General features: G+C 64.5%; 20 protein-coding genes. 8 read left to right on the forward strand and 12 right to left on the reverse strand.

Annotation, left to right across the window (positions count from 1 at the left end):
- Positions 1-39 precede the first annotated feature (39 nt).
- The 4 genes from JG739_RS04280 to JG739_RS04295 are packed head-to-tail and all read left to right on the forward strand — an operon-like array spanning position 40 to position 4397.
- Positions 40-1533, forward strand: a complete 1494-nt coding sequence (locus JG739_RS04280; RefSeq protein ID WP_202365394.1) for a COG4223 family protein — start codon at positions 40-42, stop codon at positions 1531-1533.
- A gap of 11 nt (positions 1534-1544) precedes the next feature.
- Complete coding sequence (locus JG739_RS04285; RefSeq protein WP_202365395.1) at positions 1545-3143, forward strand: heme biosynthesis protein HemY; 1599 nt, start codon at positions 1545-1547, stop codon at positions 3141-3143.
- Between the two features lie 45 nt (positions 3144-3188).
- Positions 3189-3668: a tellurite resistance TerB family protein gene (locus JG739_RS04290; protein WP_202365396.1), complete on the forward strand. Its 480-nt coding sequence runs from the start codon at positions 3189-3191 to the stop codon at positions 3666-3668.
- Positions 3669-3680: 12 nt separating this feature from the next.
- A complete protein-coding gene (locus tag JG739_RS04295; protein WP_202365397.1) occupies positions 3681-4397 on the forward strand; it encodes a glutamine amidotransferase in 717 nt (238 codons plus the stop codon).
- 10 nt (positions 4398-4407) lie between these two features.
- On the opposite strand, the gene JG739_RS04300 is transcribed toward JG739_RS04295, so the two are convergent.
- From JG739_RS04300 to JG739_RS04325, 6 genes are all read right to left on the reverse strand, one after another.
- Positions 4408-5649, reverse strand: a complete 1242-nt coding sequence (locus tag JG739_RS04300; protein WP_202365398.1) for an MFS transporter — start codon at positions 5647-5649, stop codon at positions 4408-4410.
- 258 nt (positions 5650-5907) lie between these two features.
- Complete coding sequence (locus JG739_RS04305; protein WP_202365399.1) at positions 5908-6369, reverse strand: MucR family transcriptional regulator; 462 nt, start codon at positions 6367-6369, stop codon at positions 5908-5910.
- A gap of 147 nt (positions 6370-6516) precedes the next feature.
- Positions 6517-7221, reverse strand: coding sequence for an ROK family protein (locus JG739_RS04310; RefSeq protein ID WP_202365400.1), 705 nt, complete (start codon positions 7219-7221; stop codon positions 6517-6519).
- Positions 7222-7237: 16 nt separating this feature from the next.
- On the reverse strand, positions 7238-8614 hold the full coding sequence (zwf, locus tag JG739_RS04315) for a glucose-6-phosphate dehydrogenase (RefSeq protein ID WP_202365401.1): 1377 nt from the start codon (positions 8612-8614) through the stop codon (positions 7238-7240).
- Between the two features lie 16 nt (positions 8615-8630).
- Positions 8631-9647 carry a phosphogluconate dehydrogenase (NAD(+)-dependent, decarboxylating) gene (gene gnd, locus JG739_RS04320; protein ID WP_202365402.1) on the reverse strand — a complete coding sequence of 339 codons (1017 nt, stop codon included), beginning with the start codon at positions 9645-9647 and terminating at the stop codon, positions 8631-8633.
- A 195-nt stretch (positions 9648-9842) separates the two neighbouring features.
- A complete protein-coding gene (locus tag JG739_RS04325; protein WP_202365403.1) occupies positions 9843-12248 on the reverse strand; it encodes a glucan 1,4-alpha-glucosidase in 2406 nt (801 codons plus the stop codon).
- Between the two features lie 221 nt (positions 12249-12469).
- Between JG739_RS04325 and JG739_RS04330 the strand changes: the two genes are divergently transcribed.
- Genes JG739_RS04330 through JG739_RS04345 form a run of 4 tightly spaced genes read left to right on the forward strand, consistent with a single transcriptional unit; the run spans position 12470 to position 16965 of the window.
- Positions 12470-13483 (forward strand): substrate-binding domain-containing protein, encoded by a 1014-nt coding sequence (locus JG739_RS04330; RefSeq protein ID WP_202365404.1) that lies wholly within the window; start codon positions 12470-12472, stop codon positions 13481-13483.
- Between the two features lie 33 nt (positions 13484-13516).
- Positions 13517-15031, forward strand: coding sequence for a sugar ABC transporter ATP-binding protein (locus JG739_RS04335; protein ID WP_202365405.1), 1515 nt, complete (start codon positions 13517-13519; stop codon positions 15029-15031).
- A 1-nt stretch (position 15032) separates the two neighbouring features.
- Entirely contained in the window at positions 15033-16013 is a 981-nt protein-coding gene (locus JG739_RS04340) for an ABC transporter permease (protein ID WP_202365406.1), read from the forward strand.
- Between the two features lie 4 nt (positions 16014-16017).
- Positions 16018-16965, forward strand: coding sequence for an ABC transporter permease (locus JG739_RS04345; RefSeq protein ID WP_202365407.1), 948 nt, complete (start codon positions 16018-16020; stop codon positions 16963-16965).
- 35 nt (positions 16966-17000) lie between these two features.
- On the opposite strand, the gene JG739_RS04350 is transcribed toward JG739_RS04345, so the two are convergent.
- The 6 genes from JG739_RS04350 to JG739_RS04375 form a co-directional block, all read right to left on the reverse strand.
- Complete coding sequence (locus JG739_RS04350) at positions 17001-18509, reverse strand: aldehyde dehydrogenase family protein (RefSeq protein ID WP_202365408.1); 1509 nt, start codon at positions 18507-18509, stop codon at positions 17001-17003.
- 19 nt (positions 18510-18528) lie between these two features.
- Positions 18529-18873: a cupin domain-containing protein gene (locus tag JG739_RS04355; protein WP_202365409.1), complete on the reverse strand. Its 345-nt coding sequence runs from the start codon at positions 18871-18873 to the stop codon at positions 18529-18531.
- Between the two features lie 24 nt (positions 18874-18897).
- Complete coding sequence (locus JG739_RS04360) at positions 18898-19248, reverse strand: cupin domain-containing protein (RefSeq protein WP_202365410.1); 351 nt, start codon at positions 19246-19248, stop codon at positions 18898-18900.
- 232 nt (positions 19249-19480) lie between these two features.
- Positions 19481-20755 carry a glycosyltransferase gene (locus tag JG739_RS04365; RefSeq protein ID WP_202365411.1) on the reverse strand — a complete coding sequence of 425 codons (1275 nt, stop codon included), beginning with the start codon at positions 20753-20755 and terminating at the stop codon, positions 19481-19483.
- 16 nt (positions 20756-20771) lie between these two features.
- Complete coding sequence (locus JG739_RS04370; RefSeq protein ID WP_202365412.1) at positions 20772-21845, reverse strand: ABC transporter ATP-binding protein; 1074 nt, start codon at positions 21843-21845, stop codon at positions 20772-20774.
- Complete coding sequence (locus tag JG739_RS04375) at positions 21842-22633, reverse strand: ABC transporter permease (RefSeq protein ID WP_202365413.1); 792 nt, start codon at positions 22631-22633, stop codon at positions 21842-21844. The genes JG739_RS04370 and JG739_RS04375 overlap by 4 nt, the downstream gene beginning before the upstream one ends.
- Positions 22634-22639 lie beyond the last annotated feature (6 nt).

Raw genomic sequence — 22639 nt, forward strand, 5'->3', positions numbered from 1 at the left:
TTCTGAACCATCCCGAAGCGAATTCTCAGGAGCCCAAGCATGGTCAAGACGCCGAAGATGCGGCATTCGAAAAGCCGTCGCGAGCCGGTGACCATCGAGCTCGAACCCGGCGCTGTCTCGCGCGTTGCCGACGAGGATGCCGCCAACGGGCGGACCGACGAGGCGAAGGCGGAGGAAGCGGCAAACGCGTCGCAGCCGGAAGCCCCTGAAGAACCCGTGCATGCCGACCAGACCGACATCGAGCCGTGGGAACATGCCGAAGCGACCCCGCCGGACGGCTCGGAGCAGCCGCCAGAGGGTGGCGCCAAAGGTCCTGAAGGGCCCAAACCAACTTATCCGGCCGGCTCGGAGGCATCGGCAAAGCGGGCCTTCGACTACAATTTTGACGACGCATCGGCCAAGGACGATTCGGCCAAGGCGGGCGCCGCGGACGCGCCGAAGGAAACCCAGACAGCGACTGAAGACATGGCAGCACAGCCGAAGCGTGGCGGCATCAACGGCATCGCCGCCGGCGTCATCGGCGGCGTCATCGCGCTGGCTGCCGCCGGAGCGCTGCAGTTTGCCGGCCTGCTCGGCGCGCCAGGGGCTGGCGATTTATCCTCGGGCGGCGTGTCGCTCGATGGCGTCAACAGCGAAATCGCCTCGCTGAAGAGCGAGATTGCCGGGCTTAGGGATACCGCCGGCAACAATGATGCCTCGGCCAAGGTGGACGGGCTGTCGTCGGCGCTCGATCAGGTCAAGACGGATGTCGTGGCGCTGAAGTCGGCGATCGAGCAGGGCGGAGCAGGCGACACTGCCGGGCTTGCAGCCCTCAGCGATAAGGTCAGGCAGATCGAGACGGCGGTTGCGGCGCTTGGCCAGACCGGCAACACGGCGCCGGTCGATCTCGGACCGCTCAATGAGAAGCTGGCCGGGCTCGACGCAGCGGTGAAATCCGCCGGTGAGACGGCGAAGGCGCAGGACGGCCGGCTTGCGGCGCTGGAACAGTCGGTGTCGCAGCTTTCCGGCAAGGTCGAGGCACAGGCCGGGCAGCCCAAGGTTGCGCTCGCCATCGCCGCATCGGCGCTGAAGGCGGCACTCGACCGTGGCGCCCCATTCGCCGCCGAACTCGAAACTTTTACGGCGATTTCGCCGGGTGCTCCAGAGATCGCAGCCTTGCGTCCCTACGCCGAAAAGGGCGTTCCGACCCGGTCGGAGATCGCAACCGAAATGCCTGCCGCGGCCAATGCGATGGTTGCTGCCTCCGAGCCTTCCGACCAGAATGCCAGCTTCCTGCAAAACCTGCTGTCGAGCGCGCAATCGCTGGTCAAGGTCAGGCCGATCGGTGCCGTCGAAGGCGCTGGCGCTCCGGAAACCGTCGCCCGCATTGAGGTGGCGGTCAATCAGGGCGATTACGCCAAGGCGCTCAGCGAATACGATACGCTGCCCGAGGCGGTGAAGGCTGCCGGCGCCGAATTTGCCGGCAAATTGAAGGCGCGAATCGAGGTCGAGAAGCAGGTTGACGCGCTGATCGCCAGTGCGATGAAGGCGTGAGGACAACCCCGATGATTCGCATTCTGCTTTTCCTCGCCGTGGTTTTCGCGCTCGGGCTGGGTTTCGCCTGGCTGGCAGACCGGCCGGGCGAGATGGTCGTCACCTTCAGCGGCTATCAATACCAGGTCAGCCTGATGGTGGCGGCGGTGGCGGTCGTTGCCGTGGTTGCCGCGGTGATGATCGTCTGGTGGCTGCTCAAGGCGCTGTGGAACAGCCCCTACACCATCTCGCGCTATTTCCGCGTGCGCCGTCGCGATCGCGGCTATCAGGCGCTGTCGACCGGCATGATTGCCGCCGGCGCCGGTGACGGAGCCCTCGCCCGCAAGAAGACCAGGGAAGCGGCAAAGCTCATCCGCTCCGACCAGGAGCCGCTGATCCAATTGCTGGAGGCGCAGGCCTCGCTGCTCGAAGGTGACCATGAGGGTGCCCGCGAAAAATTCGAGACCATGCTCGACGATCCCGAAATGCGGCTGCTCGGTCTGCGCGGGCTTTATCTCGAGGCCGAACGCCTCGGCGACCGCAACGCGGCGCGGCACTACGCCGGCCGCGCCGCGGCGATGGCGCCGCAGCTGGCCTGGGCCGCCGAATCGACACTGGAAGACCTGACCGGTCGCGGCGACTGGGACGGCGCGCTGAAACTGGTCGAGGCGCAGAAATCGACGCGGCAGATCGAGCGCGATGCCGCCAATCGGCGTCGGGCCGTGCTGCTCACGGCCAAGGCGCAGGCGCTGATCGACAGCGATCCCAATGCCGCCAAAACCGCTTCTCTGGAGGCCAACCGGCTGCGGCCGGATTTCGCGCCGGCCGCGGTGATCGCAGCCAAACTGCTGTTCAGACAGAATGATGTGCGCAAGGGCGCGAAGATCCTCGAAACGGCGTGGAAAGCCGAGCCGCATCCAGAGATCGCCGAGCTTTACACCCACGCCCGGCCAGGCGATGCCGTGCTCGACCGGCTGAACCGGGCAAAGAAGCTGCAGGAGATGAAGAAGAACCACGCCGAATCGTCGCTGGCGGTGGCGCGCGCCGCGCTCGACGCGCACGACTTTTCAACCGCCCGCAAAGAGGCCGAGGCGGCTATCCGCATGGATCGCCGCGAAGGCGCCTACCTGCTTCTGGCCGACATCGAGGAGGCCGAGACCGGCGATCAGGGCAAGGTGCGGCAGCTTCTGTCCAAGGCAGTGCGTGCACCCGGCGATCCGGCCTGGGTCGCCGACGGCGTCGTCTCCGAACGCTGGGCGCCGGTGTCGCCGATCACCGGCAAGCTTGACGCCTTCGAGTGGCGTGCGCCGATGGAGCGGCTCGGCCAGTTCATCGACAGCGACGAGGATGCGCCGGACGCCGCGGTGCCGACAATCGCGGCGCCGACGAAGCCGGCAAAGGAAAATGTAATCGAGCTGAACCCCGCCGGTCCGGCCGAAAGGCCGACCACCGCGGCGGCATCGGAAAGTGGCGAAGACGATGTTGCGCCGGTCAACGCCACGGCGTCTGCCACGGTGCCGCCGGATGGCGACGCCGTCGAACCGGTGGAGGAAATGGCTCGGCTGCCTGACGATCCCGGCGTCGATCCGGACGAGGAAGACCAAAAACCGCGCAAGTTTCGGTTGTTTTGATTTGGCTGCGCTTGATAGGTTTGGCCGATGGGAAGTAGGAATCACATGTTCGAACGCGTTCTGTCGTTTCTGAAGGACCTGCCGGGAGACGGCCGCGCCCGCAACAACGCCGATGATCCGCGCGTTGCCGCATCCGCCCTTCTCTACCATGTGATGAGTGCCGACGGCGTGCGTCAGGATGCCGAATGGGAGCGGTTCAAGGTAGTGCTGGCGGAAAGCTATTCGATCAGCGGCGACGAGCTCGACGCGCTGGCGGCTGCCGGCGAGCGGGCTGACAATGAGGCGATCGACCTCTACGCCTTCACCAGCATATTGAAGCGCCAGCTCGATCCGGACGCGCGAAAAGCCTTCATCGGCCTGATGTGGGAAATCGTCTACGCCGATGGCGAATTGCACGAGTTCGAGGACAATATCGTCTGGCGGGTCGCCGAACTGATGGATGTCGAACGCCACGACCGCGTCGAGGCACGCCGCAAGGCGGCCGCCGAAGTGCCGGGCGCGGCTGGAACATCGAGCGACGAATAGACGGGGTTCCCCATGCCATCCACGCCGAGGCCGAGACCAAAAATCCTGATCGTGCTGCATCAGGAGAGTTCGAGCCCCGGGCGCGTCGGCCATATGCTTATCGAAGAAGGCTTCGACCTCGATCTCCGCTGCCCGCCGCTCGGCGACGCCTTGCCGGAAACACTGGACGATCATGCCGGAACCGTGGTGTTCGGCGGACCGATGAGCGCCAATGACGAGGACGACTTCGTCCGCCGTGAGACCGACTGGCTAAAAATTCCGCTCAGGGAGAACCGGCCGTTGCTCGGCATCTGCCTCGGCGCGCAGATGCTGGTCAACCATCTTGGCGGCAAGGTCGAGGGTCATGGCGAGGGGCTGGTCGAGATCGGCTGGTATCCGCTGACAGCGACCGAGGCGGGCCGGAAGCTGATGCGCTGGCCTGAGATGGTCTATCAGTTTCACCGCGAGGGCTTTTCGCTGCCGAAGGACGCGACGCTGCTGGCGACGGCCGAAACCTATCCCAACCAGGCGTATCGTTATGGCGACAATGCCTGGGGCATCCAGTTCCATGGCGAATTGACCAGGGCGATGATGCAGCGCTGGGTCGTTCGCGGCGCGCATCGCTTCGAGTTGCCCGGCGCGCAGCCCGGTCGCGATCATCTCGGCGGCCGGCTGATCTGGGACATGCATCTGAAGCGCTGGCTCGGCGAATTCCTGCAGACGATCTTCGGCAAGCCGGCGTTGTCGTGAGCGCCTCGGGTCAGTTTCGCCCGTTGAGGTGGCGGATCTTGCGCAGCTGCGGGAACAGCACCGCCCACAGCCCGGCGACAACGACTGCGCCGACGCCGCCGATCACCACCGCGGGCACGGTGCCGATCAATGCCGCCATGGTGCCGGCGCGGAATTCGCCGAGCTCGTTGGAGGCGCCGACGAAAACCTGATTGACGGCGTTGACGCGGCCGCGAACCTTGTCCGGCGTCCACAGCTGGATCAGCGTCTCTCTGATATAGACGCTGAACATGTCGGCGGCGCCGAGCAAGGCGAGCGCTGCGATCGACAGCCAGGTGATGGTGGAAAGGCCGAACAGCACCGTGAAGGCGCCGAACAGCGCGACGAAGCCGAGCATGACCACTCCGGCATGGTTGCGGATCGGATGTCCGGCCAGCCAGATGGCAACGCAGATGGCGCCGATCCCCGGCGCCGAACGCAACAGTCCCAGGCCCCATGGGCCGAGTTCGAGGATGTCGCGCGCATAGACCGGCAGCAGTGCCGTGGCGCCGGACAAAAGCACGGCGAACAAATCGAGCGAAATGGCGCCGAGCACGATCTTCTCGCTCCAGATATAGCCGAAGCCGGCAAACAGGGTCTGCATCGTCGGCCTGTCGGTCTCGCTGCGCTGGGCAGGCTTTGGGATGGTGAAGACCAGCACCGCGGCGACAAACATCAGAACGGCAGCGGTGCCGTATGCCGCTTGCGCCGAGAGCCCGTAGAGCAGGCCGCCGGCGACCGGTCCGACGATGGTCGCCGTCTGCCAGGCAGACGAATTCCAGGCGATCGCGTTGCCGAAGTCCTCCGGCGGCACAAGGTTGGCGAACAGCGACGCCGCGGCGGGTCCGAAGAAGGCCCGCGCGATGCCGAACATGGCGAGCACGCCGAAGATCAATCCCGGTCCGCTCAGGCCGCGCAGCGTCAGCAGCAGCAGGGCCAGCGCGCAGATCGCCTCCAGCAGCACCATCAGCGCCATGATCAGACGGCGGCCGAAACGGTCGGCGACCACCCCGGTGATCAGCACCAGCAGCAGCGAGGGCAGGAACTGGACAATGCCGACAAGGCCGAGATCGAACGGATCGCGGGTCAGGTCGTACACCTGCCAGCCGACGGCAACGGATACGATCTGGGTGGCGAATGTGGCGAGGAAGCGCGCCGCCCAATAGCTCAGGAAGGGTTTGTGCCGGAAGGCGGCATAGCGCCGGTCGGGCGGTGCGTGAGGTTCGGGTGTCATGAATCAGGCCCCGTGGCAAGGAAGTCGGCCGGCGGGGCACTTCAACGAGGGCGCTGGTCCGACCGCAGCGCTTTTAACGCAGTTCGGTCCGACGCGCGCGCAAAAATCGGCTCTGGATCAAGGATTCCCGGCTACCATGCTAATTGCACGGCTCGGCGGAGGTGGAAAGGTTCTCCCGCGCCCCCCTTCTGTCCTGCCGGACAGACGGGGCGCTGTCCCGCTAATCTTCGAGGCTTCCGTTTGCCGGCTTCGAACGCGTCAGACCGTAGCCTTGGGCTTCCTGGTCTTCTTGACCGGCGCCGGCGGGGCGGCCTTGCGGCCAAGGCCGATCGCCTTCGCCAACTGCGAGCGCGAGGCCGCATAATTGGGGGCGACCATCGGATAGTCAGCCGGCAAGCCCCATTTGGCGCGGTAGGCATCCGGCGTCAGCCCGAAATGAACGCCGATATGGCGCTTCAGGGATTTGAACTTCTTGCCGTCTTCGAGGCAGATGATGTAATCCGGCGTCACCGATTTCTTGGGATTGACCGCCGGGATCAGCGGCGCTGCGACCGGAACGGCGGGCTGTCCAAGCCCACCTATCGACGCGCTGACGCTGGCGATGAGATCGCCGAGGCCGGAAGCGGGCAAGCGGTTCTTCTCGACGTAAGCGGACACGATGTGAGCGGTCAGCTCGAGAAGGTCGATGTCCTTGCGGGCTTTGTTGCTGTCGTCGGTCAATCTATTTTCTCCGTTAGTGGGGTCGCAGAATTCCTAGTCGGCAAATCTGCATAACGCAATGACGCCGCACCACGCCACACATTATTTTGAATAACAATACTAACGGCCGGGCCAGATCAACAGGTTTGCGCCCGAACCGCTACAATATCAGACAATCAGGGATTTGTCGCGCCACAGTCGAAATCCCCCTTCGAAGGCGCGTGTGTTGTCGCCACGCCTGCAACCGGCAGGCAATTCGTCGAGTTTGTCGATATTGCCACCGCCGATGACCACATAGTCAGGCTGAAGGGCGGCGCGCAGCAGCTCGACGACGTCAAAGACGTATTTGCGCCATTTCTTCTTGCCGCGCTTCTCAAGGCCGCGTTCCCCGACATAGTCCTCGAAGCTGCCGCGCTTCTTGTAAGGCAGATGCGCGAGTTCCATCGGCTGGGCGACGTTGTCGAGGATCATCGCAGCACCGAGGCCGGTTCCAAGACCCAGGAACAGCATGCGCCCGCCTTCATAGCTGCCGACGGCCTGCATCAGCGCGTCGTTGACCAGCTTCACCGGCTTGCCGAACTGCGTTGCGAAGTCAAATCCGACCCAGCCCTTGCCGAGATTGGCGGGGTCAGCCAGTGGCCTGTTGTGGTGCACAGGGCCGGGATAACCGATCGAAACGACGTCGTAGGGCAAGCCATCGGCGAGCGTCCGCACGGTCGCGATCATCTGCTGCGGTGTCAGGCCGGGTCCGGAATCGGCCCTGCGCTCCTCGCCGCCGGCGCTGGTGAGGATCTTGACATGGGAGCCGCCAATATCGATCGCAAGCACGATTTTTTCGCTGTCCGGTGCCGGCTTTTTCGCCGCTTTGGCCATTGCGTCGCCTCCGAGTTCATTTCGCCGGATTGATCCAGCCGTTCGGCGGTCCGAACCCGGCCATCGCATCGGCCGGGCCCCACGTCCCCGGCTCATAAAGGTGTGGTGGGGTGCTGTCGCCAAGCACCGGGCCAACGATCCGCCAGGCGAGCTCGCTGGCGTCCTGGCGGGTGAACAGCTGGCCATTGCCGTTCATGGCGTCGCCGATCAGCCGCTCATAGGGCGGCATGTCGCCCTTGCTGTCGTCGAGCGCGGTGAGTTCGACTTGCTCGCCGATCATGTCGTCACCAGCGGCCTTGCGCTGGGCGCCGATCGAGATCGCCACCTGCGGGTCGATGCGGAAACGAACGTAGTTTGCGTCGCCCGGCTTGATCGGGTCGAAGACGTCGAGCGGGGGCCGCTTCAAACGCACGATGACCTCGGTGGCGTGCACCGGCATGCATTTGCCGGCGCGGATGAAGAAGGGCACGTCGCGCCAGCGCCAGGTGTCGACGAAGAAACGCACCGCCGCGAAGGTCTCGACCGGCGAATTCGGCGCGACGCCCGGCTCGCTGAGATAGCCTTTGAACTGGCCGCGCACGACATCGTCCCTGGTCAGCGTCCGGATCGCCCGCAGCACCTGCACCTTCTCGTCGATCAGATCGTCGGCCGAGCGGCCAACGGGCGGCTCCATGGCCAGCAGTAGCAGGATGTTGAGCAGATGGTTCTCGATGACGTCGCGGATGCAGCCGACCTCGTCGTAGAAGCGGCCGCGGCCTTCGACGCCGAAATCCTCGGCCATGGTGATCTGCACGCTCTCGACGAAATTGCGGTTCCAGATCGGCTCGAGAAAGGAATTGGCGAAGCGGAAGTAGAGCAGGTTCTGGATCGCCTCCTTGCCCAGATAGTGGTCGATGCGAAAGATCGACTGCTCGTCGAACACCAGGTGCAGGACCCGGTTCAGCCAGCGCGCCGATTGCAGATCCTGACCGAAAGGCTTTTCCACCATCAGACGGGCGCCCTGGGCTGCGCCCGACTGCTCCAGCCCCTGGATAACCGTCTCGAACATGGTCGGCGGCACCGCCAGATAGTGCAGCGGGTGCTGCGCGGCTCCGAGCGCGCTTTTCAGCTTCTCGAAGGTCGCGGCGCTGCGGTAGTCGCCGCTGACATAGCGAAGCAGCGAGGCAAGTTTCGCAAAGATCTTTTCATCGACCTTGCCGATGTCCCTAATGATGCCGTCGCGGGCGCGCGCTTGCAACTGCTTCAGGTCCCAGGCGTCGAAAGCGACGCCGATCACCGGCTCTGTGAGCGTTCCCTTGGCCACCATGGCATAAAGTGCCGGAAAGATTTTTTTGTGGGCGAGGTCGCCGGTCGCTCCGAAAAGCACCAGCGTGTCGGACCGTTCCTGGTTCATGAGCGTGTCTTCCCCGTCACGATCCGGTCTTCGGCTTTTCGACATGGCCGCCAAAGGCATAGCGCATGGCGGACAGCAGCTTGTCGGCGAATTCGGATTCGCCTTGCGAGGAGAAGCGGTCGAACAGGGCCGAGGACAGAACCGGCGCCGGCACGCCAGTGTCGATCGCCGCCTTCAGCGTCCAGCGGCCTTCGCCGGAATCCGAAACCCGTCCGCCAAACTGCGTCAGCCCCGAATCGGCCTTCAACGCGCCTGCCGTGAGGTCGAGCAGCCAGGAGCCGATGACGCTGCCATGCCGCCAGACCTCGGCTACCTCGGCGATATCGATGTCGAACTGGTAATATTGAGGGTTTTCCAATGGACTGGTTTCGGCGTCGGCGGTCCGCTGTCTCTTGCCGGCATTCGCCGACTTCAGGATGTTCATGCCCTCGGCATAGGCGGCCATGACACCGTACTCGATGCCGTTGTGGACCATCTTGACGAAATGACCGGCGCCGCTCGGCCCGCAATGGAGATAGCCGAACGGGGCGGTTCCGGCATCCTTGCCGGGGGCAGGCACCCCGGCATCGGCGCCCGGCGCCAAGGTGGCGAAGACCGGATCGAGATGCTGGACCGCGCTGTCGGGGCCGCCGATCATCAAGCAATAGCCGCGCTCGAGGCCCCAGACGCCGCCGCTGGTGCCGACATCGACATAGTTCAAACCTTTCGATGCCAGGCGCGCCGCGTGGTCGACAGCCTCGTGATAATAGGAATTGCCGCCGTCGACGATGATGTCGCCCGGCTCCATCAGGTCGGCAACCTGGTCGACGATCCGGCTGGTGATCGCCGCCGGCAGCATCAGCCAGGCGCTGCGCGGCTTGGTCAGCTTGCCGACGAACTCCTCCATCGAAGCGGCTCCGATCGCGCCAGCGGTCACAAGGGCTTCAACGGTGGCCGGGTTGATGTCGTAGACCACGCATTCGTGGCCATCGCGCAGCAGACGCCGCACCATGTTGGCGCCCATCCTGCCCAGTCCCATCATTCCGATCTGCATGTTTTTCGTCCTGCTTCTTGAGGGATAGAAGATCTAATTGCTCTATCTTTGGAGCATGATCATTTCCGAAAACCGGTTTCCACTTTTCGCTAACGCGGACCTTCGGTTCGGGATCATGCTTGCTCTCTCGTTGGAGCATGACCTTTTCCGAAAACCGGTTTCCACTTTTCGCAAACGCGGACCTTCGGTTCGGGATCATGCTCTGTCCAGCTTGTCGATACCGACGGAAAAGTCGACCTTCTCCCAACGGCCGGCATCGGGCCAGAAAAAAGTAAAGACGATCATATTGCCCGGCGGGACATCGGCAACGGGCAGGTCGGTGAGATGGATGCCGAAGGCGTTCTCGGTCGTCGCGGCGTCATGGATGGTCGCCCACCCGTCGCTGCTCCAATGCACCACCGCCCGGGCCAGCAGTTCGACGCGCAGCAGCTTGCCGGCGGGCATGGCGCGGAGCTTGTGATTGAAGCGCCATGTCCGGCGCGGCGCCACGGTCCTGTCCTCGATGTAGCGTTTCACGCCTTGCAGCGGCATGTCGAAGACGGCGCCGTCATTGAGCGAGCGCAGCAGCTTGATGTGCTCCGAATGCGCCCAGACCAGCGGCATGGCGCTGCCCGACGGTCCGCCGTGCCGCAGTTCGTGTTCGGCCATGTCGGGACCATCCCAGACCTGCTCGGGCAGCAGGCCGCCAGACCCGGCGGAATCCTCGAGGGTCTTTAACAGGCTCGCTGCTTTGTCCTTGTGTCCCGCCGCCAGTTCGTAATGGGCGCGCTCGCCGACCAGCAGCGGCCAGGGCCGGCCCTGGCCGGTCCCGTCGAAGGGCGCGCCGTCGGCGTGTTCGCCATAGCCGTCGCCGCTATAGCGATACCAGACGGGCCCCTGTGGCAGGTCGCAGCGCAGCCGCGCATCGATGACCTTGACCGTGTCGACGATGCGCGGATCGTCGGCGGCCCTGAGGCCGAAGCGGACGAGCGCCAGCGCATCCGGGCTGACGATCGCCTCGGCCGGCCGGTCGCTATCGCCGGGCGGCCGGTTCTTGATCGGCACATAGCCGTCCCTCGGCGACGCCGCGCCGGCGGTGTCGGGCGGTGCGATACGGACGTAATAGCCCTCGACGCCGACCTCTTTCCCGAGTGGGGTGCCGGTGACATAGGTCCAGCGCTCGATCTGGTCGTTCCAGACATCGGCGGTTTCCCGCAGATAATTTGCCGGCTCCGCTTTGCCGCAAGTTTCGAACATGTCGGCCGCCGCCAGCAGGGCGGCGATCTCGACGGCCAGCGTGAACGGGCTGTAGCCGGCATCCTCTTCCCAGCGGTCTTCGCCGGTGACGGGACCGTTGCGCACGACGTAGGAAGCGGCGCGCTCGATCATTGGCATGAAGGAGCGCAACGCGGCGTCTGCCAGATGCCCGGCCCGGCGCAGCGCGTCTGCGAGCAGCAGCGGAAATGCGCATTCGTCCATCTGGATGCCCGGCCAATAGGCAGATCCGTCGAGCCAGGCGTTCTGCGGCCAATGCCCATCCGGCTGCTGGATCGAGCGGAGATAGGCGAGGATCTCAAGCGACGCTTGCGCCGGATCGCCGGCGGCGAGGAAACCGCCCGCGGTTTCGACCAGGTCGCGCGGCCAGACCAGATGATAGCCGCCGATATCGTCGTCGCCCTTGCTGAAGCCCCATGGGATCGACAGGCTGGCGACGGCCGCTCCGGTGGATGAGCGATGCGTTGCCAGAACCGCCGTACTGAGGCGATAGGTGTTGATCCCCGCACCATGCCGGTCCAGCGGCAGCAAGCCAGCCTGCCACTCCCGCCATTTCTCGACATACGATTCGGCCGCGGGCGCAAAGCCTCGCTTCAGGCTGGCCGAGGCATTTTCCGCCGCCTCTTGCGGCGTCGTTGCGAAACCCAGCGCCAGTAACGCCTTGGGGTTCGCAGCCGAAAATCCGATCTCGCCGGTCAGCGCGACATTGCCGTCCTCGGCCCTGCGGCAGGCCGGGTCGAGCCGGCCGTCACGACGGAGTTGCTGCCAGCCGTCGGAGACACCGACATAGCCGGCCGAGCATGCTCCCCAGGGCAGCGACGATGCGAGCGCCAGGCAAACGCCACGCCCGGAGGCAAACAGGACAGGCTTTCCCTCGTGGTGGTCGACCCAGGCGGTGTTGGCCATGCCGGCGTTGACCAGATGCGGCGCCAGCAGCGCGTAGACGCGGTGGTCGGCATGTGTGCCTGTCAGCGGCGTGAAGCTGATTTCCTGCAGCAAAACAGGACGATCCGGATCCGTAACGATACGCTTTTCGATCCGGTAGGTGGCGGCGGTGTTGACCAGCCTGTAGGCGGGCACCCCATCCTCGAACGGCTCGACACTGTGCACGGCATCGCGCTTTTCTTCCGAGAAATAGAAGCCGGGGCCGGTGACGACCAGTCCCATGTCTCGGGTGCAGGCGCTGTCGAGGCGGGGATAATAGACCTCGTTGAGGATGCCGTGGCTGATCGTGAACCAGACAGGGCAGGCCGGCGAAAGCGCGGTGCCGACGCCGCTCTTGGCGCTTGACGTCCAGCGCGCCGGAATTCCGGGTGCGCCCGGCGCAAAAGTCGGCGTCGCTGCCATCTCGATTTCGGTCTCCTGCCCCACCCCTAGACCAGGAGCGGAACGCTTTTCAATCATTGCACCGCAAGTTGATCGTCAAACCGTCACCGATCGCTGTTGACAAGTGCGCCCATCTAAATTTGTCTGACAATATTATTGAAACGAGGGCAATATTGAAACGAGGGACGTCAAAACAGCCACCAGTAGCCAACAACGACCAGCAATCCATGGGAGGATAACAGATGAAGAAGATACTCGTCTTGAGTGCCCTTGCGGCGATGCTCGCGTCAGGCGCCGCGTTTGCCGACACCAGCGACAAGAAGATCGCCTTTTCCAACAATTATGCCGGCAATTCGTGGCGGCAGGCGATGCTCGACAGCTATGCCATCGTCACCAAGAAGGCGGTCGCCGACGGGGTGGTCGCAGCCGCAGACATCTTCACGACCGCCGATAAGGAGGTGCCGACCCAGGCAGCCCAGGTCCAGAACCTGATCCTGCAAGGCTATGATGCCATCGTCATCAACGCCGCCTCGCCGGACGCGCTCAACGGCGCCGTCAAGCAGGCCTGCGATGCCGGCATCGTCGTCGTCTCCTTCGACGGCATCGTCACTGAGCCCTGCGCTTATCGCGTGGTCGTCGACTTCAAGGACATGGGCAGGCAGGAGGTCGAGCAGATGGCCAAGTTCCATCCCGAGGGCGGCAATCTGCTGGAAATTCGCGGCCTTGCTGGGACCTCGATCGATGACGCCATCCACGCCGGAATTCTGGAAGGCGTCGCCGCTCATCCCAAGTTCAAGATCGTCGGTTCGGTGACCGGCGACTGGGATCAGACCACAGCACAGAAGGCGGTCGCAACGATCCTGCCGTCGCTGCCGGAAATCGTCGGCGTCGTCGATCAGGGCGGCGACGGCTATGGCGCGGCACAGGCCTTCGCCGCCGCCGGCAAGCCGCGTCCGACCATCATCATGGGCAACCGTCAGGACGAATTGCAGTGGTGGAAGGAACAGAAGGACAAGGACGGCTATCAGACCTGGTCGGCGTCCATCGCGCCGGGCGTGTCGTCGCTGGCCTTCTGGGTGGCGCAGCAGGTGCTCGACGGTCGCACGGACGTGCCACATGACCTCTTGGTGCCATACCTCGCCTTCACCCAGGATACCTTCGAGGCTGCGCTGCCGAAAATCCCTAAGGGCGGCGTCGCCAGCCACGAATACACCCAGGAAGACGCCATCGCGTCGATCAAAGCCAACATCAAGTGAGCTTGGCAGGTTGCCAACCGGATATTGCCAGGTATGCCCAGGGGTGACGCGGACATTGTCAGGCTGGACGGCGCCGAAAAACATTTCGGTGCCGCCGACATCATCAGACTGGACGGCGCCGAAAAACATTTCGGCGCCGTCCGGGCCCTCGCCGGGGTGGATTTCCACGTCCGTGCTGGTGAATGCGTCGGTCTCGTCGGCCACAATGGCGCGGGCAAGTCGACGCTGATGAATATGGTGGCGGGCACGCTCGTGCCCGACAGCGGTCGGATCGCGGTGCGTGGCGGCATCGAGGATAATTATTCGGTGCCACGCGCCCAACAACTCGGCATACGCTGCGTGTTCCAGGAACTGTCGCTGTGCCCGAATCTCAGCGTTGCCGAGAACACCCGAATCAACCACCCGGCGCTGCGCGGCTTCGGCTGGCGGCGCAAGGCGGCCGATCTCATCGCCGCCAAGCTGGACGAGATATTCCCGGGCCACAGCATCTCCGCCGCCGATATCGCCAGCGACCTTTCCATCGGCAGGCGGCAGATGGTCGAGGTGGCGCGCGCCTTCACGGTGACGCAGGATCCGCTCGAGCTCGTCATCCTCGACGAGCCGACATCCTCGCTCGACGCGCACACGGCCGGCCAGTTGCTGGCCTTCGTCCGGCGCTTTGTTGCCGGGGGCAAGAGCTGCATCCTGATCTCGCACGTTCTGGGCGAGGTGCTCGGGAATGCCGACCGCATCGTGGTGATGCGCGACGGCAAGGTCGTTGCGTCAGACACGGCGAAGGCTTTCGACCGCGACAGGCTGGTGACGACCATGGGGGGAGCGGCAGCGCGTGAGAAGATCGCGGCCGAAATCGCGACCCAAAAGCCGGAGACCGGCCCGTTACGGGTCCGGGCCCGGCCGGCGCGGCAAGAGGACGGCAACGAACTTGTGGCGCATGCCGGCGAGATCATCGGCCTTGCCGGGTTGGCCGGTCACGGCCAAACCGATCTGCTGCTGGCGATTTTCGCCGCCGCGGCGCGCGCCAAGACCGGCATCGAGGTCACCGCGCCGGTGGCGCTGGTGGCCGGCGACCGCCAGTCTGACGGGATATTTCCGCAATGGTCGATTGCGCAAAACATCGGCATCCGTTCGCTGGCGCGATTGCGCAACGGCCTGCTGATCTCGCCTCAACGCGAAGCCGAACTCGCAACCTTCTGGCAAAGCAAAATCGGCATCCGCACCCCCGACATGAACAACAACATCTTCTCGCTGTCCGGCGGCAACCAGCAGAAGGTCCTGTTTGCCCGGGCGCTCGGTTCCGACGCGAAGATCGTGCTGATGGACGACCCGATGCGCGGCGTCGACATCGGCACCAAGCTCGAAGTCTACGACCTCGTGCGCGAAGAGGCTGGCCGCGGCCGTACCTTCCTCTGGTACACCACGGAAACCGAAGAGCTCGACAATTGCCACCAAGTCTATGTCTTCAAGAACGGCCGGATCGTCGCCAACCTTGGTCGCGACGAGCTGACCGAGGAAAAGATCATCCAGTCCTCGTTCGGCGATGCGGCCTGAGATGACGCCAGCACCCGTCGAGACCGGTCCCAAGAGTTCTTCCGAGCGCGGCGCGCTGGCGCGGGCGCGCCTGTTGCGCAGCCTGCTGCCGGCATTGTCGCTGGTGCTGGTGCTGCTGGCGATCGCCTGGCTCAACCCGCGCGCCATCAGCTATTTCGGCTTCAGCCTGATGCTCAATTTGGCGATCCCGATTGCCTTGGCGACAATCGCGCAGATGTTCGTCATCGCCGGCAACGAGCTCGACCTGTCGATCGGCACGTTCGTCGGTTTCGTCGGCTGCGTCACGGCGACGTGGCTGAAGGACGCGCCGCTGGTCGGCGTCTTGATCCTGCTCGGCTCGATCGGCGTCTATGCGCTGCTCGGCGCGCTGATCCATCTGCGCAATCTGCCTTCAATTGTCGTGACGCTCGGCATGAGTTTTGTCTGGCAGGGCCTCGCCATCCTCATCCTGCCGAAGCCCGGCGGCAAAGCGCCGGATTGGCTGCTGTCGCTCATGGCCTTCAAGCCGCCCTTCGTTCCGTTCCCGATCATTGCGGCGCTGCTGATTGCCGCGGTCGTCCACTTCGGGCTGATGCGCACCTCGTATGGCGTGATCCTGCGCGGCTCCGGCGGCAATGCCGCGGCCCTCGGCCGTGCCGGCTGGTCGCTGCTCAAGACCAAGATCGTGCTGTTCGCATTGACCGGCCTGTTCGGCGTTTTGTCCGGCATGGCCCTGATCGGCATCACCACCTCGGCCGACGCCAATATCGGCAATGGCTACACGCTGCTGTCGATCGCCGGCGTCATCCTCGGCGGCGGCGAATTCGTCGGCGGCCGGGTATCGCCGATCGGCGCTGTGATCGGCGCGCTGACGCTGGCGCTTGCCGCCTCGCCGCTGCTGACCTTCATGCACATCCCGCCCGATTGGCAGGTGGCCGCCAATGGCGCCATCCTCATCATCGTGCTGGCGGCCCGCGTGCTGATCAGCCGCAAAGAGAGGTGAGGGGATGGCATCGTTGCGATTGCTGCTCGCCAAACCCTGGATCTGGTCCTTTATCGGCGCGCTGCTGGTGTGGCTGGCGACGATCACCTTCACCGGCGGATATGGCGGCGGCGGCATGATCACGGCAGCACTTTCGCTCGCCGTCTTCACCGTCATCGTCGGTGTCGGCCAGATGTTCGTGATCACGCTCGGTCCCGGCAATGTCGACCTGTCGCTGCCCGCCAATATCGGCCTCGCCAGCGCCGTCGCCATGAAGGTGATGGACGGCAATGATTCAATGATCGCCGTCGGGCTGCTGGCGGCGCTGGCCTGCGGCATGGCGATCGGAGCCGCCAATTATCTCTTGATCTGGGCGCTGCGTATTCCACCGATCATCGCCACGCTGTCGGCGAGCTTCATCATCCAGTCGATCGACATCAGCTATGGCCGCGGCTTGCAGATCAAGCCGCCGCCCGGCTTCGCCAGTTTTACCAACTGGCAGATCCTTGGCATTCCGGTGCTGGCGATCCTCACCGTGCTGTTCACCATCGGCGCTGCGATCGCGCTGCAGCGCATGATCTATGGCCGTTCGGTGCTGGCGATCGGCCAGAACATCCGCGCCGCATGGCTGGCCGGCGTCAATGTCGGCCGCATCCGCTTCCTCACCTACACGCTGTCGGGCGCGCTCGGCGGCCTCGACGGGGCGCTGCTCGCCGGCTATTTCCGCGGCGCCAATGTCGATATCGGCAACGAATATCTGCTGGCCTCGATCGCCGTCGTCGTCATCGGCGGTACGTCGGTGGCCGGCGGCAAGGCCAACGTGCCGGGCGTCTGGGGCGCGGCGCTGTTCCTGGTGCTGCTTTTGACCATGCTCAACACGTTCGGCGTCAGCGCCGGCGTCCGGCTGCTGCTGACCGGGCTGATCATCGTCGGTGTCATCACCGCCGCCGGCGGACAGAAAGCGCTGCGCTAGCAAGCGACCCTTGGCGGCGCTGCCCCTGTGTCACCTCATACGTGCTTGCGACCGCCGGCTTCGCGGAACCAGCTGTCGGGATAGGGATACCACCAGTCCTGGATCGCCGGCTTGTGATCGATGATGACCATCTTGGAGCGGCGGAAGGCATCCAGCCCCTGGCGTCCAAGTTCGCGTCCGAGGCCCGACGCCTTCCAGCCGCCGAACGGCAGTGCGTCATTGTCGATCAGCGGATTGTTGACCCAGACCATGCCGGCTTCAAGCCGCTCCGCAGCCTCATGCGCCTCGGCGAGATCGGTGGTGAACACCGAGGCGCCGAGCCCGAAAGGGCTGTCATTGGCAAGTTCTATCGCCTCGTCGAAATCCTTGACCCGGCAGATCGCGGCGACTGGTCCGAAACATTCTTCGCGCACGATCGCCATGTCGGGGGTGACGCCGGTCAGGATCGTCGGCTCGTAGAACCAGCCGACATTGTGCGCCGGCGGAACACGCCCGCCGGTGATCACCTTGGCACCATTGCGCACCGCATCGTCAACCAGCCGCATGACTTTTGCCCGCGCCGCCTCGCTGACCAGCGGCCCGATCTCGGTCTTGTCGAGGCCGTTGCCGATGCGTAGCGCCCGTGTCTTCTCGGCAAACAGCTCGACAAAGCGGTCGTGAACGGCATCGACGACGAAGAACCGTTCTGCCGAGGTGCAGACCTGGCCGGTGAGATGGAAAGCGGCGGTGACGCTGCCGGTCGCCGCCACGTCGAGCGGGGCGTGTCGGCTGACGATCAGCGGATCGCTGCCGCCGGCCTCGATGACGCAAGGCTTCATGCGTTCAGCGCAAGCGACGGCTACAGCCTTGCCGGCGGCGACCGAGCCGGTGAAGGCGACCGCATGCGTGCGGTCCGAGGCGATCAGCGCCTGCGCGGTAGCCGCCGCGCCGGGCAGGCAGGAAACCAGGCCCTCAGGCAGGGAGCGGAACACGGTCATGAAATCCAGCGTCGACAGTGTCGTCGCCTCGGCCGGCTTGATCACGCAGGCATTGCCGGCGGCAAGCGAGGCGGCAACGGTCCAGCACATCAACAGGATCGGAAAGTTGTAGGGCATGATGTGCACCGACGTGCCGTAGGGCTCGTAGCGCGCATATTGGAACGAACCGGACTGCGTCGTGCCGGCGATCTTGCCGGCGTCGTCGCGCGCCATTTCGGCGTAGTAGCGGAAGGTCGGTGCGCAATTGGCGATCTCGCCGATTGCTTCCGGATAGGGCTTGCCCATCTCGCGCACCATCAGTTCGGCGCAGCGCGTGAAGTCAGCTGCCTCGATGGCGTTGGCGACTGCATGCAGATGCCTGGCGCGGCTCTTGGCGTCGAGCTTTTTCCAGGCAGCTTGCGCCCTGGCCCCAGCTGCGAGCACCGCGTCGATCTCGCCGTCGGTTGCATCCGCGAGCGCGCCGACGGTCTCCAGCGTCGCCGGATCGATCACCGGTCTTGCCGCACCGGTCATCGGCCGATAATCCGGATTGACGAAGAAGGCCGGCCGGTCAGTTGAAAAGTCCATGGTCGTCCTCTCAAGCCGCTCAGCGGATCATGTAGACCTTCTTGATCGTCTCGTGGACGGTGCAGACGCCCTTCCAGTCCTGCGGAAAGAACGCCGCGGTGTCCGGTTCGATCTCGATCACCTCGCCGGATTCGTGGACATAGGTGCAGCGGCCGGCGAGGAAATGGCAGAATTCGTCGCGGGTGACGTGGCAGTGCCATTTGCCTGGGGTGCAGACCCACAGCCCGCATTCGGAGCGGCCCCCCGGCCCCTTGTGCAGCAGCCTGCCGGAGGTGCGGGATTCTCCCTCGATCATCGTGGGGATGACGCCCCAGTCGACGAGGTCAGTGAGGGCGAGCGGGGATTTCATGATCGGTGTCGGCATGTCGTGAAGCTCCAGCGGCTGGCTTCAGGCCAGCATGTAAATGTTGCGGATGGTCTCGTGGACGGTGCATTCGCCGGCCCAGCCGGCCGGGAACATGACCACCGTGGCAGCGGAAACTTCCACCACCTCGCCGTCATCCGATCGGTAGGTCGCGCGCCCGGCAACGAAGTGGCACAATTCGTCGCGCGGAATTGCCAGCCGCCAGCGGCCGGGGGTGCAGACCCAGATGCCGGCTTCCGGCTGGTTGTTCGGCCCCTTGTGGACGAGCCTGCCGGTGGAGTGCGAAGCACCTTCCAACGCGTCGGGCTGGGCGCCCCAGTCGACGATGTCGGTGCGCGTGGAGGCGTGGCGGAGATGCGGCGCGGAGGAGGTCATGCGGGTGCTCCGCCATGCTTGTGCTTGACGTGTCCTCGCTCTACGGCGCCCCCCTCTGTCCTGCCGGACATCTCCCCCTCAAGGGGGGAGATTGGCAGTTCCGGCGCCCCGCTCGCTCCTGCAGCGCTTGTGATTGGCGAAAGCGTTGCTGCAACCAAATCTCCCCCCTTGAGGGGGAGATGGCCGGTAGGCCAGAGGGGGGTGCCTTGGCTCGGCACCCCGAGCATCGCGCTCACAGCAGTTGCTCCAGCAGCCCCGCCGCCTTCTCCGGGCCGTTCTGCGCCTGCATCTGCGCCGACGTCTTCGCCAGCTTGGCCCTGATTGCCGGGTCGGTCAGGCAAGCTTCAATTTTCGAGATCAGCTCGGCATCGCTCCAGTCGTAGCGCGGCATGCCGAAGCCTTGGCCGGTCTCCTCGACCCTCGTCGCGTTGTCGTGGCCATCCCAGACATAGGGCATGATGATCGCCGGCTTGCCGAAGTAGAGACACTCGGTGAACGAGTTGTTGCCACCATGGTGGATCACCGCATCGACCTGCGGGATGACCGAGGGCTGCGGAAACCAGCTCTCGACGATGACGTTTTCGGGCACTTGCGCGTACTGGTCCTTGTATCCCCCGACATTGACCAGCGCCCGGTAGCGCGTCTTGCCCAGCGTCGCGACGATGCGCTTCAGCAGATCGACATCGCCGGCGCCAAGGCTGCCGAAGGAAACGTAGAGCAGCGGCCCGTCATTGTTTTTCGCGAAGGTCGGCACGGTGTAGGGTTTCTCCTGCCGCACGCAGCCTTCCAGATACTGAAATTTTGCCGGGTCGAGCGGATGGCGGCGCTTGAACTTTGCCGCCTCGGGATAGAGCAGCAGGTTGAGGTAGGGCGAGGCCTCGAAGAACTGGCCGATCGGATACGGCGCTTCGTTGTTCGCTTTCAGAAACGCGTTGAAGTCGTCATGAATCGGCTTGATGACTGCGTTGAAATGATCGCGATAGCGCTGATGGCAGGCGTGGTCGTTCTCGCCGCAGCCGGACAAATGCGGCGGGATGTCCTCGTCCTCGATCTCGTTTTCCGAGCAGGAGATGATACGCACCCACGGCTTGCCATACTGCTTGATCGCTGGAAACAGGATGACGTTGTCGACGCAGATCACGTCGGGCCTGATCGTCGAAAGCACGCCGGGCAGATCCTTCTCAGCCCATTTGGCGCTGTCGACGATCGCCGTCCAGCAGTCTTTCACGTAGTTGTCGATCTGGTCGTAGGGCGATTTGCGGAAATTCGGGATCTGACCGTTGATAAAATCCTCCCAGAACTTGGCCATCTGTTCCGGCGGCATCGGTTCGGACAGGTTCACCGGGTGCGCCTCGAAGCCGTAGCCCTTGTAGACGTCGACAAAGCCGGGATCCGACAGGAACACCGCTCTGTGGCCGCGTGCCTCGACTGCCTGGGCGATGCCGACGGAGTTGAGCGCCGGGCCGTAGGCCGCTTCCGGAAAAAACGCGATGGTCTTCTGCGCCATGAAAGTTCTCCTTCGATCAATCTGCGAAAATTCTGACGTCGGCGGCATCCCAGCCGAGTTCGACCGCATCGCCGGACGCGACCGGGCGGCGGTCGGCGGCGTCGGCGGTGACGCGCACCAGGAACGGTTTTGGTGACAGAGCGGTGCGGACATGCAGCTGCAGGTCGAGCCCGTGATAGGCGAGCGCCTCGACGGTGCCGGCGATCCGGTTGGCTGTCTCTGGCGGTGGGAACAGCCGGATGCGTTCGGGCCGCACCGAAGCAACCGCCGCAGCGCCGGGAATCAGAGTCGAGGGAACCGTTCCAGCGATCCGCGTGCCGTCGGCTGCCAGCACGCCGTCGGCGGCGGCTTTGACCGGCACGAAATTCATCACGCCGATGAAATCGGCGACGAAACGGTCGGCCGGATGTTCGTAGACAGCGTGCGGCGTATCGCATTGCAGCAGCTTGCCGTCCCTCAGCACAGCCATGCGGTCGGCCATGACAAGTGATTCCTCCTGGTCATGGGTGACGATGACGAAGGTGATGCCGACCTCGTGCTGCAGGCGCTTCAGCTCCAGTTGCATGGCGCCGCGCAATTTCTTGTCGAGCGCACCGAGCGGCTCATCGAGCAGCAGCAGCCGCGGCCGCTTGACCAGCGCCCGGGCAAGCGCGACGCGCTGCTTCTGGCCGCCCGACAATTGCTCCGGCTTGCGGTCGGCGAAGGCGACGAGCTCGGTCGTCGCCAGGATGGCATCGACGCGGGAACGGATTTCCTTCGCCGGCAAGCGTTCCATTTCAAGGCCATAGGAAACATTGGCCCTGACGCTCATATGCGGAAACAGCGCGTAGGACTGGAACATCAGATTGACCGGCCGCTTGTTGGGTGGGGTTTTGGCGATGTCGCGGCCGTCGAGCATAATGCGGCCGCGATTGGGCGTCTCGAAGCCGGCCAGCATGCGCAGCAGCGTGGTCTTGCCACAGCCAGAAGGTCCGAGCAAAGCGAAGAACTCGTTCTCGCGGATATCGAGCGAGATGCCGTCGACGGCCGTCACCCGGCCAAAGTTCTTCGACACCTTGTCGATCGCCAGCAGCGTGCGGGGCTCGCTCATTGGCCGACGACTCCGCGGTTGAGCCGCTGCGACAGGGTCAGCGCGGTGATTGAGACCGCCATGACGATGGTCGCCAATGCGTTGATCTCCGGCGTGATGCCGAAGCGGATCATCGAATAGATCTGCATCGGCAGCGTGGTCGAAGCGCGGCCGGCGCCGGCGGTGAAGAAGGCGATGATGAACTCGTCGACCGAAAGGGTGAAGGCAAGCAGCGCGCCGGCGACGACCGCCGGCAGGATGACCGGCAATGTCACCCGCCTGAAGGTGGTGACGGCCGAGGCGCCGAGATCGGCGGAGGCCTCGACGATCGACCAGTCGAAGCTTTTCAGCCGCGCGCGCACCACCGAGCAGACGAAGGCGAGGTTGAAGACGACATGGGCGAGGATGATGGTGTGCAGGCCCAGGGTGAAATCGAGCATGGAAAAGAAGCTGAGCAGCGCGACCGCCAGCACGATGTCGGGAATGATCATCGGCGCAAAGATCAGCGCCTCAAGGCCGCTTCCATATTGCCGGCGCATTTCGACGCCGATCGCCAGCAGCGTGCCGAGCAGCGTGGCGATGGCTGTCGAGACCAGCGCCACGATCAGCGTGTTGAGGGCGGCGGAAAGGATCGCGGCGTTTCCGGCGAGCGAGGCATACCATTTCAGCGAAAAGCCCGACCACACGGTCGGCAGCCCGCCCTGGTTGAAGGACAGCGCCACCAGCACGGCGATCGGAATGTAGAGGAAGGCGAAGACGAGGACGAGAATCGCTCGCAGGCCGAGGATGCGGGCAAACGACTGGGTCATGATGGC

Origin of the sequence: Mesorhizobium sp. L-2-11, assembly GCF_016756595.1 — a bacterium.
Taxonomy (GTDB): domain Bacteria; phylum Pseudomonadota; class Alphaproteobacteria; order Rhizobiales; family Rhizobiaceae; genus Mesorhizobium.

Bases quoted from the DNA above. Each gene is read 5' to 3' on its own strand.
- JG739_RS04280 (WP_202365394.1), top strand. From the start codon at position 40: ATGGTCAAGACGCCGAAGATGCGGCATTCGAAAAGCCGTCGCGAGCCG.
- JG739_RS04285 (WP_202365395.1), top strand. From the start codon at position 1,545: ATGATTCGCATTCTGCTTTTCCTCGCCGTGGTTTTCGCGCTCGGGCTG.
- JG739_RS04290 (WP_202365396.1), top strand. From the start codon at position 3,189: ATGTTCGAACGCGTTCTGTCGTTTCTGAAGGACCTGCCGGGAGACGGC.
- JG739_RS04295 (WP_202365397.1), top strand. From the start codon at position 3,681: ATGCCATCCACGCCGAGGCCGAGACCAAAAATCCTGATCGTGCTGCAT.
- JG739_RS04300 (WP_202365398.1), bottom strand. From the start codon at position 5,649: ATGACACCCGAACCTCACGCACCGCCCGACCGGCGCTATGCCGCCTTC.
- JG739_RS04310 (WP_202365400.1), bottom strand. From the start codon at position 7,221: ATGGCCAAAGCGGCGAAAAAGCCGGCACCGGACAGCGAAAAAATCGTG.
- zwf (WP_202365401.1), bottom strand. From the start codon at position 8,614: ATGAACCAGGAACGGTCCGACACGCTGGTGCTTTTCGGAGCGACCGGC.
- gnd (WP_202365402.1), bottom strand. From the start codon at position 9,647: ATGCAGATCGGAATGATGGGACTGGGCAGGATGGGCGCCAACATGGTG.
- JG739_RS04325 (WP_202365403.1), bottom strand. From the start codon at position 12,248: ATGGCAGCGACGCCGACTTTTGCGCCGGGCGCACCCGGAATTCCGGCG.
- JG739_RS04330 (WP_202365404.1), top strand. From the start codon at position 12,470: ATGAAGAAGATACTCGTCTTGAGTGCCCTTGCGGCGATGCTCGCGTCA.
- JG739_RS04335 (WP_202365405.1), top strand. From the start codon at position 13,517: ATGCCCAGGGGTGACGCGGACATTGTCAGGCTGGACGGCGCCGAAAAA.
- JG739_RS04340 (WP_202365406.1), top strand. From the start codon at position 15,033: ATGACGCCAGCACCCGTCGAGACCGGTCCCAAGAGTTCTTCCGAGCGC.
- JG739_RS04345 (WP_202365407.1), top strand. From the start codon at position 16,018: ATGGCATCGTTGCGATTGCTGCTCGCCAAACCCTGGATCTGGTCCTTT.
- JG739_RS04350 (WP_202365408.1), bottom strand. From the start codon at position 18,509: ATGGACTTTTCAACTGACCGGCCGGCCTTCTTCGTCAATCCGGATTAT.
- JG739_RS04355 (WP_202365409.1), bottom strand. From the start codon at position 18,873: ATGCCGACACCGATCATGAAATCCCCGCTCGCCCTCACTGACCTCGTC.
- JG739_RS04360 (WP_202365410.1), bottom strand. From the start codon at position 19,248: ATGACCTCCTCCGCGCCGCATCTCCGCCACGCCTCCACGCGCACCGAC.
- JG739_RS04365 (WP_202365411.1), bottom strand. From the start codon at position 20,755: ATGGCGCAGAAGACCATCGCGTTTTTTCCGGAAGCGGCCTACGGCCCG.
- JG739_RS04370 (WP_202365412.1), bottom strand. From the start codon at position 21,845: ATGAGCGAGCCCCGCACGCTGCTGGCGATCGACAAGGTGTCGAAGAAC.
- JG739_RS04375 (WP_202365413.1), bottom strand. From the start codon at position 22,633: ATGACCCAGTCGTTTGCCCGCATCCTCGGCCTGCGAGCGATTCTCGTC.